The organism is Flavobacterium pectinovorum, assembly GCF_900142715.1.
In the GTDB taxonomy this organism is placed as follows: Bacteria; Bacteroidota; Bacteroidia; order Flavobacteriales; family Flavobacteriaceae; genus Flavobacterium; species Flavobacterium pectinovorum.
The window spans coordinates 1-19,438 of record NZ_FRBX01000004.1; the positions used below are offsets into that span (position 1 = coordinate 1).

Below are 19,438 nucleotides of genomic sequence, written 5' to 3' on the forward strand. Positions count from 1 at the left end.
TTACCCTTCAAACATATCGACCATTTGCATCCCGATGCAGCTATTGCCATCGCGGCGGCCAAAGACGGCGCAAAAATCACCGAAGAATTATTCGACGGAGAAATTGGCTGGGTAGGCTGGCAGCGCCCAGGTTTTGATTTGGGATTACAACTAAGATCTTGCCTTGAAGAAGCGGAGAAAAAAGGAAAAAAATTAAGAGGAATCATGCTCGGTTCCCACGGACTTTTCACCTGGGGAGACACAGCGTATGAAAGTTACATCAACACGCTTGAAGTCATTGAAAAATGCGCGACATATTTAGAAAATAACTACGGAAAAAAACGTCCTGTTTTTGGAGGGCAAAAAATAGAAAGTCTTGTTGAAGCATCAAGAAAACTAAAAGCGGCAAAAGTAGCTCCAATTTTAAGAGGATTCTGCTCGTCAGAACGTCAAATGATTGGTCATTATACGGATGATGCACGAGTTTTGGAATTCATCAATTCGAATGATTTGGAAAAATTGGCTCCGCTTGGAACTTCTTGTCCGGATCACTTTTTAAGAACCAAAATCAGTCCGCTTGTTTTGGAACTCGATCCAAACGAAGATTTATCAGATGTAAACGCTATCAAAGCAAAACTACAACCTGCTTTTGAAGCTTACAGAGCCATGTACAAGGATTATTACAATAAATGTAAAAAATCAAATTCGCCAGCGATGCGCGACCCAAACCCTGTGGTTATTTTATATCCCGGAGTTGGAATGTTCACTTTTGCCAAAGATAAAACAATGGCACGTTTGGCATCAGAATATTATGTGAATGCGGTGAACGTAATGAAAGGCGCAGAAGCGGTTTCAGAATATACTTCACTTCCGCATCAGGAAGCTTTTGATATTGAATATTGGTTATTGGAAGAAGCAAAATTACAGCGTATGCCAAAACCAAAAGCACTTTCTGGAAGGGTTGCACTTATCACAGGTTCTGCCGGAGGAATAGGAAAAGCTATTGCAAAGAAATTCGCTCAGGAAGGTGCTTGTGTTATCATCAACGACATTAATGAAGAAAGACTGGACGAAGCAACAAAAGACTTCATCAAAGCATTCGGAAAAGATGCTGTTTCAAGCACGCTTTTGAATGTAACCAACGAAAGCAGCACAGAAAAAGCCTTAGACGAAGCCTGCCTTGCTTTTGGAGGAGTGGATATTGTGGTAAACAATGCCGGAATCAGCATTTCAAAATCAATCGCTGAACATACGCTCGAAGAATGGGACAGATTGTATGACATTTTGGTAAAAGGACAATTTATAGTTTCAAAAGCCGGAATCGAAGTAATGCGTAAACAAGGATTTGGCGGAGATATTGTAAACATTGTTTCCAAGAATGCAGTTGTAGCAGGACCAAACAATCCGGGTTATGGATCGGCAAAAGCAGCCCAGGCACACTTAACGCGCCTTATGGCAGCAGAACTTGGTGCTGATAAAATCCGTGTTAATACGGTAAATCCTGATGCTGTGATCTCAGACTCCAATATTTGGTCTGGAGGCTGGGCAGAAGGACGAGCCAAAGCGTATGGTATTACGGTAGAAGAATTACCGGCTTACTATGCCAAACGCACACTATTAAACGAAATCATATTACCTGATGATATTGCCAATGCGTGTTTTGCGTTTACAGGAGGATTGTTGAGTAAATCGACAGGAAACGCACTAAATGTAGACGGCGGGGTATCAATGGGTTTTTATAGATAAAATAAACCTTTGGGTGTGATTTTAAACACATAGAAACATAGCTTATAAAAGTGAATAAAGGCGTTTCACTTGCATTAACAAACATAGCTATGTGTGAGAAACTAGTTTCTTTTTGATTTCTTTTTTCGAAAGTATAAAGTCTATGTTTCTATGTGTTTAATTAATTTTCAGCATTACTCCCAATGAGTTAAAAATAGTTTTTTTTAAGTTTGTTTAAGCAAAAGTGGTTTTTTGTGATCTAGCGTCCGACATTGTCGGACGTTATTTTTTATATCTATTTATTTTACCGCAAAGAGCGCAAAGTTTTTTTTACTCTTAGCTTTCATGACAAAGGAAAGTTCGCAAAGCTTGTATTGATTTAGCTTTGCGAACTTTGTGCTTTTCAAAAGCATTCTTGGATAAAAATCTTTCCGTTCTTTGCGGTAAAAATGTATAATGTGTAAAAAACACACTTATTTTAACAATTTGCAGGAAGGTACAGGACACTTATGTTTTAGCCTTACTTTAAATTGGTGCCAATTAATGGTAAAAATGTTAAAATTGTCGAGATTATAAGTTTTTGATTCATAAAATTTATAGTTTGAATTATTTTTAAGCATTATAAAAATCAAAAAGATAAAATGCGTTTAACGATCCTACATAAAATATTTCTAGCTTTTTTAATGACATTTTCTGTTTCTTCAGTTTCGGCTGCTGAGATTTGGGTTTCAACAACCGGAAAAGATACAAATGATGGTACCAAAGCAAATCCTTTGGCAACCGTGCATATGGCAATGAGAAAAGCCAGAGAATTGCGCCGCCTAAAAGATCCTTCCATAAAAGATGGTATTCATATTATAGTACAAAACGGAACGTATTATTTAAACGCCCCCTTATTTGTAAGACCCGAAGATTCCGGAACAGCTGAAAGTCCAACCACAATTGAAGCCGATGCAAATGCAAGACCCATAATCAGCGGTGGATTTGAAATTAAAAACTGGAAAAAAGGTGCCAATATAAACGGAGTAAAAAAAGCAAATATCTGGGTAGCCGATGCACCTCAAAAAGCAGGCGAAATTATCAATTACAGACAACTTTGGGTAAACGGAAAAAAAGCCGTTAGAGCCAAAAGTACCTCCGGAAATCAAATGGACAGAATTCTTTCCTGGGATGCCGCAACAGAAACTTGTTGGATTCCATTCAAAGATAAATCCATAAAATACGAATCCGGAATGGAAATGTTTATCATTCAATGGTGGTCAACAGCCAATCTTCGTATCAAAAATATCGAAGTTCAAAAAGACAGCGCCAGACTTTCGTTTGAACAACCGGAAAGCCGAATTCAAAGCGAACATCCGTGGCCAGCTCCGTGGATTTCAAAAAATAATGGGAATTCTGCCTTTTTCTTAAACAACGGAATCTCCATGTTAAATGAAGCCGGAGAATGGTATTTGGATAAAAAAAATGCCAAAATCTATTATATCCCAAGAGAAGGAGAAGATTTAACTTCTGCAAAAGTTACCGTTCCCGTTTTAGAGAATTTAGTTGAAATCAAAGGAACAATCGATTCTCCCGTACATCATTTTAATTTTAAAGGAATCTCATTTCAATACAGCAACTGGCTTCGTCCTTCGCAACAAGGTCACGTTCCGTTGCAGGCCGGAATGTATTTATTGGATGCTTATAAATTGAAAATTCCCGGAACTCCAAATCAGGCAAATTTAGAAAATCAGGGTTGGGTTGGAAGACCAAGAGCAGCTGTTGAAGTGAATTATGCGCATAACAATCAATTCGAATCGTGTCGTTTTGAACATTTATCTTCAACCGGATTAGATTTCAATAAAGGCACAAATCACAATACCATCAAAGGAAATTTATTCAAAGATATTGGCGGAAACGCTATAAACGTCGGCGTTTTCTCTGAAGAAGCTTTCGAAGCACATTTACCTTTAGTTATTAAAGATGAAAGAGAAATTTGTTCGGATGAGTTAATTACAGATAATTTGATCACAAATGTTGCCAATGAAGATTGGGGATGTTTAGGAATTGCAGCCGGTTTTGTAAAAAATCTAACTATTGAACACAACGAAATTTCGGATGTTGCTTATAGTGGAATTTCAATGGGCTGGGGTTGGACGCACACCAAAAATGTGATGGAAAATAACAAAATCATCGGAAATAAAATTCATCATTATGCCAAACATTTGCATGATGTTTCCGGAATTTACACACTTTCGTCACAGCCAAACAGTCGAATAGAAGAAAATTATATTGATAAAGTATACAATAGTCCATACGCACACGATCCGTTTTTATGGTTGTATTTGTATACAGATGAAGGAAGTCAGGGTTTTACAATCAAAAATAACTGGATTGCAACCGAAAAAATCCTGAAAAACAACAACGGTCCGGAAGGCAATATCTGGGAGAATAATAATCCGTACGTAAGCACAAAAATTAAAGAGGCTGCTGGAATCAGAGCACCTTACATCAATTTAACAAAAGAAGTTGCTATTGATGAAAAATGGGGCTTACAGGAATTACCAAAAGCCGTTGCAATCGAAATGATAGGTTCTGATTTTGATATCGAAAAAGTAAAATCAACTATAAAAGGTTTCAGAATTGTTGGGGAATCTTTGTACCAATGGAAAAATCATTTAGTTATTTACGGAAAAATGAATCAGCCAGAAAGAACGAAAAAGAAGTTGGCTTTGGTTTATCCATCGGCACAAATAAAAATTTACGAAAATCCAATTTATGATTTCCAGAATTTTGAAAGATGTAAAGATTCTAAAACAGCATCTGAATGGGAAAATATTGTTTTAACTGCCAATTTGGTTGATGATCCAAAACTACAAAAAGAGTATGTAGATTATCATACAACTCAATTTGAAAAATGGCCTGAAATCGCAAAAGGTTTCTGCAATGCCGATTTTCAGCAATTGCAGGTTTTCAAAAATGACAGACAATTAATGTTGATTATCAGTATTCCGAAAGGAGAAAATCTGGATAAACTGAATCCGAAAACAACAGAAAATAATCCGCGTGTAAACGATTGGAACGCCTTGATGAAAAAATACCAAACCGGAATCGAAGGAGCAAAACCCGATGAAACTTGGATTTTCCTAAATAAAGTAAACTAATAAAAGGCCACGAATTCACGAATTTTACTAATCGTTGAGCTAATGATTTTATTAATTCGAATTGTATTATAGGAATATTAAAAGAAGAATTGAAGGAAAATAAATTCGTGAATTCGTGGCGGAAAATAATTTAAACCAATAACAAAAATGTTAAAAATCGCCATTTTAGGACTCGGAGAAGGTCGAAGCACAATGTCGGCAGCTTTAAAAAGCTCAAAATTAGAGCTTGTAAAAGTTTGCGACAGAAATGAAGACTTGTGTAAACAAAGAGCAAAAGAATTTGATTTTCATTCGTACACAACAAATTATGATGATTTATTGAATGATTCTACAATCGATATCATTGCTATTTACACGCCGGATCATCTTCATGCCGATCATGTGAAGCAAGCTTTGCTTCACGGAAAACATGTCGTTTGTACCAAACCTTTTATTGATAATTTGGCAGATGCGGCAGCGTTATTGGCATTGAGCGAGAAAACGGGAAAGAAAGTATTCATTGGTCAGAGTTCAAGATTTTTTGAGCCCGCAAAAAGACAAAGAAATGATTTTGAAGCAGGATTAATAGGTGATTTAATTACAATCGAAGCGCATTATCACGCAGACCACAGATGGTTTTTAGAAAAAGAATGGTCATTATTGCAATCTTTCAAATGGCTTTACGGAGGTTTAAGTCATCCTGTAGATTTCATCAGATGGTATTTGCCTAACATTGAAGAAGTTATGGGTTACGGAATGATTAGCAGTAACGGAAGTGTCGCTGGATTAAAAAATGAAGATACCATGCACTTCATCTTCAAAGCAACCGACGGGAGAATTGCCAGAGTAAGTGGTGTGTATACATCACCAACACAACCGGCACAACGTGATAGCGGAATGAGTACAATTCTAAGAGCAACCGAAGGAGCAAGTCAGGCGGATTATCACGAATTGCGTTACGCCGTTACCACAAAAGAGGGCGAAGAAAAAATAATAAGTTGGGGCGACGCGACCTTAAAACATTATTTCCGTTTTGAAGGACAAAGCCACCACGCGGGAGAATATCAAAATTATCTGGAATATTTTGTAGACAGTATCGAACAAAATTTCACAGCCTATCCGGACATGAAAGAAGGTATCGGTACTGTGGCTTTATTACAGGCGATGGATAAATCGTTACAAACCGGAATGCCAGTTAAAATAGCTGATGTTTTAAAAGAATATGAGCTATGAACAGTATCTACGATAAGTTAACAACCTTAGATTTTATCATTGTTGCCGTTTATTTAGTAGCCTTATTAATTATTGGTTACGTAGTAAGTGTGAAACAAAGCAAGAAAAATGAAACACTTTTTCTGGCCGGGAATTCGCTAAAATGGTACAGCATTGGGTTTAATATGTGGGGTACCAATGTTGGTCCGTCCTCCTTATTGGCTTTTGCAAGTATTGGTTATGCAACCGGAATTGTAGCAGGAAATTTTGAGTGGTATGCTTTTGTTTTCTTACTGCTTTTGGCCATGGTTTTTGCACCGCGTTATATTGCGAGCAAAGTGAGCACGATGCCGGAATATATGGGAAAACGTTACGGCGACAGCACGCAAAATATTTTAGCCTGGTACGCTTTGGTGAAAATCTTGGTAAGTTGGTTATCGTTAGGATTATTTAGCGGAGGAATTTTGGTACGCCAAATCCTCGGAATTCCGATGTGGCAAAGTGTTACCGTTTTAGTCATTTTTTCTGGAATTTTCACCTTCGCAGGAGGTTTGAAAGCCATTGCAAAAGTGAATGTTTTTCAGATGCTTTTATTAATTGTCGTTTCATTGACATTGTCCTATTTAGGATTGCAAAAAGTAGGAGGTATTAGCGCCTTAATTGCCAAAACGCCTTCAAATTTTTGGAATTTAGTACAGCCCGCAAGCGACGTACATTATCCGTGGCCGGCTATTTTGTTGGGATATCCGGTTGCGGCGGTTGCTTTTTTCTGTACCGATCAATCGATGGTGCAGAGTGTTTTGGGAGCCAAGAATTTAGAGCACGGACAATTGGGCGTAAATTTCATTGGCTGGCTAAAAGTATTGGCGTTGCCTTTGTTTATTTTACCGGGAATTCTGTGTTATGTTTTATATCCTGAATTAGGCAAAAATTCTGATTTGGCATATATGACAATGGTGACTAATTTATTCCCAAGTGGAATGAACGGTTTGGTTATTTGTGTCATGATTGCCGTTTTGGTAGGAACAATTGGTTCTTCATTAAACGCCTTAAGTACCGTTTTTACCAATGATATTTATGTGAAGAAAATAAATCCGACGGCAACTATCAAAGAACAAATTAAAATTGGACGCATCACAATTGCAGCCGGATGTTTGTTCGCGATTTTGATTGCCGTTGCGATTGACAATATAAAAGGACAAAATTTATTTAATATTTTTCAGGCCGTTTTAGGATTTTTGGCGCCTTCATTGTCTGTTGTTTTCTTGCTGAGCATTTTTTGGAAGCGTACAACAAAGAAAGCCGTAAACGCGACATTATCCTGGGGGTCAGCCTTTAGTTTATTTGTTGGGGTTTTATATTTATGGATTTTTCCTGCTGATAAATATCCAGTTTGGCCACACTTTTTATTAATCTCATTTTACATTTTTGCGACATTATTAGTATCGGCAATTTTTATTTCATTAGCAGATAAACATCCTGAGATTAATTTTTCAGATGAAAGTGATATTCCTAAAACTAGTAAGAAAGTGAAGATTCTGTTTGGTTTATTGGGATTGACAATTTTGGCTTTGTATTTTATTTTTAATGGAAATTAATTTTAAACATAAAAACATTCAAACATAGCCCGTGGTTTCAACCACGGGAAACGTAATATGATGATAAACGTAATGTTATATATATTGTGCCCAGTGGTTGAAACCACTGGCTATGTTTTGAAAAAGATATTAAAATAAAAAAAACACATAGCATTTCAACAGAACGCTATGTGTTTTTTATTTAAATGAAAAACCTTCTTCAGACAATCCAGATACTATGTTTCTATGTGTTTACAATTAATTCTCAACTTTCTTTTTCTTCTCCAAATTAGGCAAAAATCCAGTAATTATTCCAATTAAAGGTAAAAATGCACAAATCTTAAATACATATTCAATACTTGTTGCATCGGCAATTTTTCCTAAAATGGCAGAACCTAAACCACCCATTCCAAAAGCAAATCCGAAGAAAAGTCCAGCAACAAGTCCAACTTTTCCAGGCATTAATTCCGTGGCATAAACTAAAATGGCAGAGAATGCCGAAGAAAGAATTAACCCAATGATTACAGATAAAGTTCCAACCCAAAATAAAGATACATAAGGCAATAACATTGTAAAAGGAGCAACCCCAAGAATAGAAACCCAAATCACATATTTTCTTCCAAATCGATCACCGATAGGTCCCCCAATTAAAGTTCCTGCGGCAACAGCACCCGAAAATAAAAATAAATAAACCTGCGATTGTTGAATACTAATGTGGAATTTATCAATAAGAAAGAAAGTATAATAACTTGTAATACTGCTCATATAGAAGTATTTAGAGAAAATCAAAACCAATAAAATGATCAGTGAAGTAGTTACAGTTCTTTTCGATAAATGATGTGTTTCGATTTGATGAGATGATTTATTAGCATTTCTTAATGACAAATGTTCGCTGTACCAAAGTGCAATTTTATACAAGGCAAAAATTCCAACAATGGCAATTATACAAAACCAAGCCACGTAAGATTGTCCATGAGGAATAACGATAAATGCCGCCAACAAAGGTCCGATAGCACTTCCTGCATTTCCGCCCAATTGAAAAATAGACTGCGCCAATCCTTTTTTTCCGCCCGAAGCCAAATGCGCAACTCTCGAAGATTCCGGATGAAAAATCGAAGATCCAATACCAATTAAACTAACAGACATTAACAAATAAGTAAAGTTTGTAGCAATCGAAACCAGAAAAAGTCCAACCATTGTAAAACACATTCCTATTATTAAAGAAAAAGGTTTTGAATTTTTATCAGTATACATTCCCACAAAAGGCTGTAAAATCGAGGCAACAATTTGGTACGTAAAAGTGATAATTCCGATTTGAGAAAAACTTAAATTAAAATTTTCCTTTAAAAGAGGATAAATAGAAGGAACGACAGCTTGTAAAAGATCATTAATTAAGTGAGAAAAACTAATGATAAATAAGATCGAATAAGTAGTTTTTTTAAGTATATCAGGATTTGCTTTAATAGTGTCCATGAGTTATTTTTTGATTTTTAAATAAGTTAAAAACAACAGCTGTATTATTTTTTACAAAGGTTAAAAGAATAATAATGTCAGAATTGCTATATTTGGACAATGAATAACCAAATTCGGACATATCGATTAGCGCAGGATTACGGATACCAAATTGATTCTTCAAGGCCAGTTATTGGCTATAGTGAAATGGTAACCAATGAAATATGTATCTCGCATTCACATCCCAGAGGCCAGCTTATTTATGCTACACGTGGTGTAATGAATGTTGTAGTAGGCAATAATATCTGGGTTGTGAATCCGTTGCAAGGCTTGTGGCTGCCGGGTGGTGTAGAACATCAGGTTACCTTTCAAAAAGACGTTAATTATTACAGCGTTTTTATTGATCCGTCGGCAATGAAAGGCTTACCCATAAACAGTTTTTCCTTTGATATTCCGATGTTCCTTAAACAGTTGATTTTTAAAATTATTTCTTTTGGAACGAATGGAAATCTTACCCCTTCGCAAAGAAGAATCAGCGATGTTTTTCTGGATGAATTAGCATTAATTGAACCAAGTGCCACTTTTTTGCCAACAACCAATCATGAAAGATTACAAAAAGTAGTCGAGCTTTTACTGAACGATGTAGCGAGTAAAAACACGATTGATTATTATGCCGAAATCTCGTTTATGAGCACCAGAACTTTATCCCGATTATTTATTAAAGAATTGGGAATGAACTTTAGTGACTGGCGAACCCGATTAAAATTATTAGAAGCCATAAAACGTTTAGGGGAAAAACAATCCATAAAAGAAATAGCCTTCAATTTGGGTTATGAAACTACAAGCGCTTTTATTTATATGTTTAAAAAGCATTTAGGGAAAACACCTTCCAATTACATTTTAGAAGATCAAAACGATTCTGATAAATTATCGGCTTAAATCAGAATCCTAAATCAGAACGCGGATAAAACGGATTCGCCATCGCGAAGACGCAGATTGAAACGGATTTTTTCTTCCGGTTCTCTTAATAGCTTTGTAAAAGTTAAAACTTTGACAAAGCTCGCAGGTTTGCTATAATTAAAATCTGTGTAAATCAGCGTCTTTACGAAGTAAATCCGTTTCATCAGCGTCCCAAAAAATTCCAACATCGTTTTTTTTAGTACTAAAAAAGTGATAACTGATAATTTTTCCCTTAAAAAATTATCAAAGATTACTGTTTGTTATGAAATAACAGGACACTACAGGTTGGCAAATGTGGAAATAACACTTATCTTTAGCTCCAAAAAAAGATAAATGCAAAGCCGATTTTCCATATTTAGATTTTTGTTTGTTTGTGTTATTTTATTTCCTGTGACTTTTTTGTTGGCTCAGGAAAAAACAAAAGAAGCGACATGGATCTGGTATCCAGGTGATTTTGAAGTTTTGTTAAGCAATAAAATGCAGGTAAGACGTACAGAACGCGAAGCAGTATTTCCACCGCTTTGGCAATATTACAGTCCTTATGCTCTGGTAACTTTTCAAACAGAAGTAGAGATTCCACAGCCAGACGAGGTAAAAATCTACACGGAAGGATCTTTTCAATTACTTTTAGATGGCGTTCAGGTTTACGGGCAGCCAAAATCATTAAAAATTCCTACCGGGAAACACAAAATTTCATTTAAAGTATACAATCAGGAAGTGCTGCCGGCTATTTATATTGATGGTAAATATGTTAAATCTGATGCATCCTGGAAAGTGACCAATGAAGATAAACTTTGGATTGATGAAACTGGAAAAGCACAACAATCAGGTACACCATGGATGCCTGTTGGTTCCTGGAATTTTAATTCACCAGAAAATAAACCTTCCGGATTTAAACTAACAACCAAACCTTTAAGCGCAAAAAAAACAGAAAAAATTGGAGCTGGTGAGTTGGTAGATTTTGGTAAAGAAACTTTTGGTTATATTAAAATTCACGGTTTAAAAGGAAAAGGTAAAGTAGCACTTTATTATGGTGAATCTCGTGAAGAAGCACTGGATTCTGCCAAATGTGAAACACTAGACCATTTATCTTTTGATGGAAACCAGCCTAAAATCTACACACATGACGGGTCTAAAGCATTTCGCTATGTTCAGGTACAAGCAGATGCAACGATAAAATATGATTCTATTTCGATGCTTTATGAATATTTGCCATTAGACTATCGTGGCGCATTCAAATCTTCAGACCAAGAATTAAATAAAATTTGGGATGTGTCGGCTTACACGATGCATTTAACAACTCGCGAATTTTTTATAGACGGGATTAAACGCGACCGTTGGGTTTGGTCTGGCGACGCTTATCAAAGTTATTTAATGAATTATTATTTATTCTTTGATTCGGCTTCGGTAGAAAGAACGCTGTTGGCACTGCGTGGTAAAGAACCTGTTACGGCTCATATAAATATCATAATGGATTATTCACTTTATTGGTTTGTGGGTGTTTACGATTACTATTTACACACTGGCGATACTAAATTCATCAAGACTTTTTATCCACGAATGAAATCGCTTATGGAATTCTGCTTAAAAAGAAGAAACACAAACGGATTCCTGGAACCATTAGAAGGCGATTGGGTTTTTATTGATTGGGCAGACGGATTACCAAAAAAAGGAGAGGTTAGTTTTGAGCAAATGCTTTTAGCGAGAAGTTTAGAAGCCATGGCAGTTAGCGCTAAAATTGCAGGCGAAAATGAAGACCAAAAACAATATCAAAAATTAGCTGATGATTTAAAAACAAAATTATTTGATGTGTTTTGGGATAAGAAAGAAAACGTTATGAAGCATCAGCGTATAGATGGTAAAATGCAAAATATTGTAACCAGATACGCTAATATGTTCGGTATTTTTTTCAATTATTTTAATGAAGAACAAAAACAAAGCATAAAAAAGAAGGTGCTGCTGAATGATAATGTTCTTAAAATCACAACACCCTACATGCGTTTTTACGAGTTGGAAGCATTGTGTGCTATGGGCGAACAAAATTATGTTCTAAAAGAAATGAAAGATTATTGGGGCGGAATGTTAAAAGAAGGCGCAACTTCTTTCTGGGAAGAATACAATCCAAATAAAAAAGGAACAGAACATTTAGCGATGTACGGACGCCCTTACGGGAAAAGTCTTTGCCATGCTTGGGGTTCTAGTCCGATTTATCTACTAGGAAAATATTATTTAGGCGTAAAACCAACTGCTCCAGGTTATGCCGAATATGAAATCAAACCCAATTTAGGAGGTTTACAATGGATGGAAGGGAAAGTACCAACTCCAAACGGAGAAGTAGCATTATATTGCAGTACCAAAGAAATCAAAGTAAAAGCAGCGGAAGGCGAAGGGAAATTGATTTTTGAAAGTTCAGGCAAACCAAAGACAAATTCAGGAACAATTACAACATTGGCTAAAAATAAATATCAATTGATTGTTCAGCCGAATGTGGAATATAAAGTGAGTTATAAAGCGATTTAAGTTCTTAGTAATTAGTGCCTAGTCCTTAGTCCTTAGTGATTAGTTGTTAGTCCTTAGTTTGGAACGTCTAGTTTGTCATTCCGACTGAAAGGAGGAATCACACGCGTAACCACAAAGATTGTCGACTATTATTGCGGAATTTCTAGTGTGATTTCTCCCTTCGAAATGACAAAAAGCAAAAAAATAAAAAAAACAATGTTTTCAAAAAATACAAAATACAATTTAAAAGTAAAAACAGTTTTTCTACTGATGTTTTCAGTATGCTTTCAATTTTCAGCTTTGGCACAAAATTCAGGCTGGACACCATCTTCTTTTGAAATTGTAAAATCAAATTACAAAACATTCAAAACAACACAATATGCTCATGTTTTTTCAGGAAGCAAAAATAATATTGTTCGTTTAGCACCAGATTTACAGGGTTTACAAGGGATTCAACTTCCTTTGGAAAAATATAAAAGCGGTACAAATACTCCTTTGCAGTTAAGGTTTAAAGAACCGGTGAAGGTTATAGTTGGTATTTTTCAGGAAAACAATTCAGAATATCTTCAGTCAAATAAACTTGAAAATGCAAAATTGGTTTTAAAAAACGGATTGACCATTACAGGATTACCGTCGGTGAATGTATATGCGCTTTCATTCCCAAAAGGAAAACAAACAATAAACCCCGGAAATGGATTATTTGCAATCTTAGGAGTTATAAAAGATACTCAAAAATTAAGCTTTAGAAATGCTGAACTTCCAGACGGAAAACTTTGGAATCCAACTTTTATAGTTGAAGGATTTTCAGATGAAAAACCACTTTTCGAAATTATAGGCGGAGAAAACAAAGCTGTTGTAGATGAAGGAATGTCTGGAACAGAAGGAATTCAGGGAGGTTTTGAAGGCGGGCGCGTAGTAAAAGTTGGCGATACGTATCACATGTTTCCAACAGAAAGAGCCGGAGAAATAGGAGTTGATTATTATTACGATCGTGTAAAAACCCGAATTGGTCACTGGACAAGTAAAGACGCCATTCACTGGAAAAGAGAATCAACGATTTACCAGGCAAGCGGAACTTACGCCATAACCGAAGATGATAACCCAATGAATGATCGCCGTGCCGCAATTTGGTCGTATATGCCGGTTTTTAACGAAAAGGTAAACAAATGGTACGGCTATTATTTAGCTTACACAGTTAGTAAAACCATAGAACCGAATCACTCTTTCGGAAGAATCTGGCGTTGTGAATCAACTATTGATGGAATTGACGGAATTGGCGGCCCGTACAAAGATATGGGAATCATCATGGAACCAGGTTTAGATTCTGAACCTTGGGAAGGACGTCAAGGCGTAGCTTCTTTTTTTCCATATAAAGTAGGAGACAAATATTTTGGATTTTACAGCGGAGCATATCCTTTTAATTCATGGGCCGATTATCCGAAGAAAACCGGAAAAGGCTGGTTTGTGGCTTTAGCCGAATCCAAAAGTTTAGAAGGTCCGTGGTCAAGAATAAAAGACGGCAGCAATCCAATCAAAACAATACATCCGTTTTTTGTAGAAAATCCAATTGTGAGTCAGTTGCCAAACGGTTTGTATATCGCTGTTTTTGATGGAGGCCCGGACGGCTGGGGGCATCATTTACCAAATATGATGGCGTATTCATTATCCAAAGATGGAAAAAACTGGGGTGAAGCAAGATATCTTCCCATAGAAACAAAAGTCGATAAATGGTGGGATATCATGAGAACACCACTTTGCCTAATCCCCGAAGGAAATGACGTTTATACAATTGTTTACGCCGCGATAGATCTAAAAAAGAGATTTCACCCAATGGGAATGGTAAAAGTAAAATTAAACAAAGAAGTAATGGAATCTCGATTGAAAGAGTTGAAATAATAGCCCACAGATTGTACGGATTAAACGGATTTACGCAGATTATTTTATTTAAAAATATGTGTTAATCTGCCGAAATCATTTTAAATCTGCGTGAAACAAAAATAGAATCAGTGTAAATCTGTTTAATCCGCGTCATCCGCGTGCCATAAACACACATTAAGAAAATGAAAGTCAAATATCTAATCATTGCCATTACATCACTTTTTATAACTAGTTGTGCAACGACAAAATACAAGAAAAGAGAAATCAACGAAACCGTAATGCAGGAGATTTACAACGAAATCAAAACGCCTTATAAATACGGTTTGGTGATGGTGCCAACAGACAACTCTTATAAAATGGATTGCCCAAGTGTATTTAGAAAAGATGGTAAATGGTTTATGACCTATTTGATTTATGGCGGAAGAGGTTATGAAACCTGGCTGGCAGAAAGTGATGATTTATTACATTGGAAACATTTAGGAAAAGTAATGTCTTTCTCAGAAAACGAAAAACATTGGGATGTTAACCAAAAAGCGGGATATATTTCGCTACAAGATCCAACTTGGGGCGGAAGTTATGAATGGGAAAAATACGATGATAAATATTGGATGAGTTATTTTGGCGGAGACAGTAAAGGCTACGAAGCAGGAGTTTTGTCAATCGGAATGGCGTATACAAAAGAAGCACCAACAAAACCACACGAATTTGAAAGATTAGAAAATCCGGTTTTAACTCCAAAAGATAAAGACGCCAGATGGTGGGATAATAGTACGATGTATAAAAATAGTGTTATTCGTGATAAGGACAAAGTTACAGGACACAATTTTATCATGTATTACAATGCGCGAGGTGATAGTTTAAATCCTGCTAAAGGCGCAGAGCGTATTGCTATGGCTGTGTCAAACGATATGAAAAATTGGGAACGTTATGGCGATAAACCTTTAATCAATCATCATAAAGGAATCTCAGGAGATGCCTATATTCAGCGTATTAATGATACTTGGGTAATGTTCTATTTTGGAGCTTTTTGGACGGGTTGGAATCAAGGTGCATTTAATCGTTTTGCCGTTTCGAACGATTTAATTCACTGGAACGACTGGAAAGGTGAGGATTTAATCAAATCATCCGAACCTTACGATGATATGTTTGCTCATAAATCATTTGTAGTAAAACATAATGGCGTGGTTTATCATTTCTATTGTGCTGTAAATAAAGCAGAGCAAAGAGGAATTGCCATTGCAACGTCTAAAGATTTAGGAAAAAGTGAAATGAATTTTGTGGCACCGCCAGAGAAAAAAGAGAAGAAATAATGAATAATTTTAAAGTACTATTTTTTATCCTGTTTGGAATAATTGCTCAAGCACAATCCGTAACCGGCGAACCTGCGGGAATTCCTGAAGTCCCAAAAAAATACGAATTTGCTCCGTGGGAAGATCCAACCGTAACAAGTATCAACAGACAGCCTTCAAGAGCAACGTCATATTCGTACACAAATATCGAAGATGCACTAAAAGGCGACAGAACAAAAAGCCGACTAAAAATGCTTACCGGCGATTGGGATTTTAAATACGCATCAAATCTAAAAGAAGCTTCAAAAGATTTCTATAAAGGAAAGGTTGCCGGTTGGGATAAAATCGAAGTACCATCGAATTGGGAATTAAAAGGCTATGATATTCCGATTTACAAAAGTGCGGTTTATCCTTTTAGACCTATAAATCCGCCTTTTATTCCTAAAGATTATAATGGTGTTGGTTCATACCAACGCACTTTTACCGTTCCCGAAAATTGGAAAGACATGACGGTGACTTTGCATTTTGGTGGCGTAAGTTCAGGTTTTCAGGTTTGGTTGAACGGAGAGTTTCTGGGTTATGGAGAAGACAGTTTTCTTCCGTCAGAATTTGATATTACACCTTATTTAAAAGAAGGAGAAAATGTAGTTTCAGTACAGGTAATTCGTTGGACAGACGGTTCATATCTTGAAGATCAGGATCACTGGCGAGTAAGCGGAATCCAGCGTGAAGTTTTTATTATGGCCGAGCCAAAACTGCGTATTCAGGATTTCTTTTATCAAACCAAATTAGACAAAGAATACAAAGACGCTTCTTTTCAATTAAGACCAAAAGTTGAAAATTTAACAGGCGAAAAAATCAAAGATTATACTTTTCAGGCACAATTATACGATGCTAATAATGTGGCATTATTTAAAGAACCGCTTCAAAAACCCGTTATCGATATGATCAACGAAAGTTATCCCCGTCTGGATAATGTACGTTTTGGAATGTTCAAGGAAAACATCGCTAATCCAAAAAAATGGAGTTCAGAAGAGCCAAACTTGTACACTTTGGTAATGTCTATAAAAGACGCCAACGGAAATATTACAGAAGCAAAAAGCTGTAAAGTTGGTTTCCGATCTATCGAATTCTCCAAGGAAAATGGAAAAATGCTCATCAATGGAAAAGAAACTTATGTATACGGCGTAAACCGTCACGATCAGCATCCAACAAAAGGGAAAGCCGTAAACCGAGACGATATCAAACAAGATATTACGACGATTAAAAAATTCAATTTCAATTTTATCAGAACCAGCCATTATCCAAATGATCCTTATTTTTATGAATTATGCGATCAATACGGAATAATGGTTATGGATGAAGCCAATCAGGAAACACACGGAATTGGCGGAAAATTAAGCAACGATCCAAAATGGACAAATGCTTATTTAGAGCGCATGACCCGAATGGTCGAAAGAGATAAAAATCACCCATCAGTGGTTTTCTGGAGTTTAGGGAACGAAGGTGGAAAAGGACCAAATCACGCAGCAATGTCGGGTTGGGTTCATGATTTTGATATCACGCGTCCGGTGCATTACGAACCAGCGCAGGGAAATCCGAGATTAGAAGGGTATATCGATCCGCTTGATCCGAGATATCCAAAAACAATCGATCACGCGTATCGATTTGAAAATCCGCAAGACGAACCGTATGTTGATATGGTAAGTCGTTTTTATCCGGGCGTTTTCACACCTAAATTTTTGGTAGATCAAAAGAAAGATACAAGACCAATTATTTTTGTAGAATATTCTCATGCTATGGGAAATTCAGTTGGAAATCTTAAAGAATTGTGGGATGAATTCCGTTCGCTTCCAAGAGTTATTGGAGGTTGTATTTGGGAATTTAAAGATCAGGGATTGGTGAAAAAAGATCCTGCAACTGGTCAGGAATTTTTTGCTCACGGCGGAGATTTTGGTGAAAAATACCATGATGGAAATTTCAATACAAAAGGAATTGTCGATTCTAACGGAAAACCAAAAGGATCGATTTATGAAAATAAATGGATTTATCAGCCAGCGACAACTACCTTAAAAGACAATTTTCAATTAGAAATAAAAAATCGTCAGGCGGTAAAATCTTTAGCGGACTATGTTCCGGTTTTACAAATTCTGGAAAACGGGAATGTTATCAAAACTCAAATATTAAAACCTTTCAATTTAGAAGCTGGACAATCTACAGTTTTAGATGTAAAACAATATTTACCAAAATTGAAAAAGGATGCTGAATATTTTCTGAATATCGAATTTCAACTTTCAAAAGATGAACTTTGGGCTTCTAAAGGTTACGCTGTAGCGGAAGATCAGTTTCTGTTGAAAAAATCAGAAGCAGTTTTAGATTTTACGAAAGATATTGTTGAGGTAAAAACTTCTGAAACTGATTCAGATTTTAAAATCAAAGGAAAAACATTTGACATTAATATAAGCAAAGCAAACGGTGCATTGAATTCTTATGTCTTTAATGGTGAAGAACAGGTTTTTGCACCGTTACTTCCTAATTTTGTGAGACCACTTACGGATAACGACAAAAGAGGATGGAAATCGCATAAGGTTTTGAAACCGTGGTACCAGGCAAAACCAAAATTGGTAAAAACCAAAATGGAAACAACAATTGCCGGAACCATAATTACAAGTGATTATGAAGTGATAAAAGACAGTGCGCAAGTGCAGGTAATTTATAACATCAACAAAAATGGAATTATAAAAGTAGACTATAGTTTAAAAGCCACAAACAAATTACCAAACATTCCAAAAATCGGAATGCAAATGGGAGTTCAAAGAAAGTTCGATCAAATTTCGTGGTATGGAAAAGGAGAATTAGAAAATTATATCGACAGAAGTTTTGGTTCGTTCGTAGGGAAATATTCATTACCAATTAATGATTTTCTGGAGCATTATGTAAAACCTCAGGAAAACGCCAACAGAACCGAAGTAAGATGGATGGCTTTTACAACACCACAAAAAAATAAAGGTTTATTGGTTGTGGATGATCAAAAAGTTTTAAGCATGAGCGCGTGGCCTTATACACAGGAAAATTTAAGCGCCGCCAAACATACTTTCGACTTAAAAGATCCCGGATTTTTAACCGTAAACATCGACTTGATTCAGATGGGAGTGGGAGGAAATGATAGCTGGACATCAGTAGCTCAGCCTTTAGAAAAATATCAAATTAAATCTGGAGATTATCAATATAGTTTTTATTTGGTTCCGTTTTCAGCAACAAAAAATGGATTGGAAGAAAGCTTGAAAAAGTTTAAATATTAGTTCGCAACGTTAGACCTGACAGGTTTTTAAAACCTGTCAGGTCTTCGTAGATAAATAAAATTAAAGGTTGACATCTCGACGAAGGAGAGATCACATCCCGAGACTTCGGGAAAGAAATCACACTCACATGTCGGCAAAGATTAGAGATTTAATATCAAATATAGCCCGAGGTTTCAACCTCGGGAAACGTATTGTGAAATCACGTTACGTCCCAATGGTTGAAACCATTGGCTATGTTTGTAATGACAAATTAAACCCGACAGGTTTTAAATTAGAGATTAAAGATAATGTTTGTCATTTCGATCCCGAGGCTTCGAGAGAAATCAAACTCGCATGTCAGCAACGATTAGAAATTTAATATCAAACATAGCCCGAGGTTTCAACCTCGGGAAACGTATTGTGAAATCACGTTACGTCTCAATGGTTGAAACCATTGGCTATGT

The 19,438-nt window shown here is 36.2% G+C and carries 11 protein-coding genes; 10 read left to right on the forward strand and 1 reads right to left on the reverse strand.

All coding sequences use genetic code 11. The features are described 5' to 3' along the window. From BUE22_RS13760 to BUE22_RS13775, 4 genes are all read left to right on the forward strand, one after another. Positions 1–1,725, forward strand: a 1,725-nt coding sequence (locus tag BUE22_RS13760) for a bifunctional rhamnulose-1-phosphate aldolase/short-chain dehydrogenase (protein ID WP_073395524.1), incomplete at its 5' end; no start/stop codon positions are given. A 620-nt stretch (positions 1,726–2,345) separates the two neighbouring features. Next, positions 2,346–4,847, forward strand: a complete 2,502-nt coding sequence (locus BUE22_RS13765) for an L-rhamnose mutarotase (protein ID WP_073395525.1) — start codon at positions 2,346–2,348, stop codon at positions 4,845–4,847. Between the two features lie 147 nt (positions 4,848–4,994). Next, positions 4,995–6,059, forward strand: coding sequence for a Gfo/Idh/MocA family protein (locus BUE22_RS13770; RefSeq protein ID WP_073395526.1), 1,065 nt, complete (start codon positions 4,995–4,997; stop codon positions 6,057–6,059). After that, complete coding sequence (locus BUE22_RS13775) at positions 6,056–7,636, forward strand: sodium:solute symporter (RefSeq protein WP_073395527.1); 1,581 nt, start codon at positions 6,056–6,058, stop codon at positions 7,634–7,636. Before BUE22_RS13770 ends, BUE22_RS13775 begins: the two co-directional genes overlap by 4 nt. Before the next feature lie 237 nt (positions 7,637–7,873). Here the strand turns inward: BUE22_RS13775 and BUE22_RS13780 are convergent, their stop codons facing one another. Next, positions 7,874–9,088, reverse strand: a complete 1,215-nt coding sequence (locus BUE22_RS13780) for an MFS transporter (RefSeq protein WP_073395528.1) — start codon at positions 9,086–9,088, stop codon at positions 7,874–7,876. A 99-nt stretch (positions 9,089–9,187) separates the two neighbouring features. On the opposite strand from BUE22_RS13780, the gene BUE22_RS13785 reads away from it, so the two are divergent. From BUE22_RS13785 to BUE22_RS23730, 6 genes are all read left to right on the forward strand, one after another. Next, positions 9,188–10,006, forward strand: a complete 819-nt coding sequence (locus BUE22_RS13785; RefSeq protein WP_073395529.1) for an AraC family transcriptional regulator — start codon at positions 9,188–9,190, stop codon at positions 10,004–10,006. A gap of 354 nt (positions 10,007–10,360) precedes the next feature. Beyond that, on the forward strand, positions 10,361–12,547 hold the full coding sequence (locus BUE22_RS13790; RefSeq protein ID WP_073395530.1) for an alpha-L-rhamnosidase-related protein: 2,187 nt from the start codon (positions 10,361–10,363) through the stop codon (positions 12,545–12,547). Positions 12,548–12,742: 195 nt separating this feature from the next. Next, positions 12,743–14,422 (forward strand): glycoside hydrolase family protein, encoded by a 1,680-nt coding sequence (locus tag BUE22_RS13795; protein WP_073396678.1) that lies wholly within the window; start codon positions 12,743–12,745, stop codon positions 14,420–14,422. Between the two features lie 164 nt (positions 14,423–14,586). Then, positions 14,587–15,714 carry a glycoside hydrolase family protein gene (locus tag BUE22_RS13800; protein WP_073395531.1) on the forward strand — a complete coding sequence of 376 codons (1,128 nt, stop codon included), beginning with the start codon at positions 14,587–14,589 and terminating at the stop codon, positions 15,712–15,714. Continuing rightward, positions 15,714–18,995, forward strand: coding sequence for a glycoside hydrolase family 2 TIM barrel-domain containing protein (locus BUE22_RS13805; protein ID WP_073395532.1), 3,282 nt, complete (start codon positions 15,714–15,716; stop codon positions 18,993–18,995). The genes BUE22_RS13800 and BUE22_RS13805 overlap by 1 nt, the downstream gene beginning before the upstream one ends. Before the next feature lie 193 nt (positions 18,996–19,188). Then, a complete protein-coding gene (locus tag BUE22_RS23730; RefSeq protein WP_208611233.1) occupies positions 19,189–19,353 on the forward strand; it encodes a hypothetical protein in 165 nt (54 codons plus the stop codon). Positions 19,354–19,438: the final 85 nt, after the last annotated feature.

What these genes read in the sequence shown, in the direction of transcription:
- BUE22_RS13765 (WP_073395525.1), top strand. Translation starts at nt 2,346, where the DNA reads ATGCGTTTAACGATCCTACATAAAATATTTCTAGCTTTTTTAATGACA.
- BUE22_RS13770 (WP_073395526.1), top strand. Translation starts at nt 4,995, where the DNA reads ATGTTAAAAATCGCCATTTTAGGACTCGGAGAAGGTCGAAGCACAATG.
- BUE22_RS13775 (WP_073395527.1), top strand. Translation starts at nt 6,056, where the DNA reads ATGAACAGTATCTACGATAAGTTAACAACCTTAGATTTTATCATTGTT.
- BUE22_RS13780 (WP_073395528.1), bottom strand. Translation starts at nt 9,088, where the DNA reads ATGGACACTATTAAAGCAAATCCTGATATACTTAAAAAAACTACTTAT.
- BUE22_RS13785 (WP_073395529.1), top strand. Translation starts at nt 9,188, where the DNA reads ATGAATAACCAAATTCGGACATATCGATTAGCGCAGGATTACGGATAC.
- BUE22_RS13790 (WP_073395530.1), top strand. Translation starts at nt 10,361, where the DNA reads ATGCAAAGCCGATTTTCCATATTTAGATTTTTGTTTGTTTGTGTTATT.
- BUE22_RS13795 (WP_073396678.1), top strand. Translation starts at nt 12,743, where the DNA reads ATGTTTTCAAAAAATACAAAATACAATTTAAAAGTAAAAACAGTTTTT.
- BUE22_RS13800 (WP_073395531.1), top strand. Translation starts at nt 14,587, where the DNA reads ATGAAAGTCAAATATCTAATCATTGCCATTACATCACTTTTTATAACT.
- BUE22_RS13805 (WP_073395532.1), top strand. Translation starts at nt 15,714, where the DNA reads ATGAATAATTTTAAAGTACTATTTTTTATCCTGTTTGGAATAATTGCT.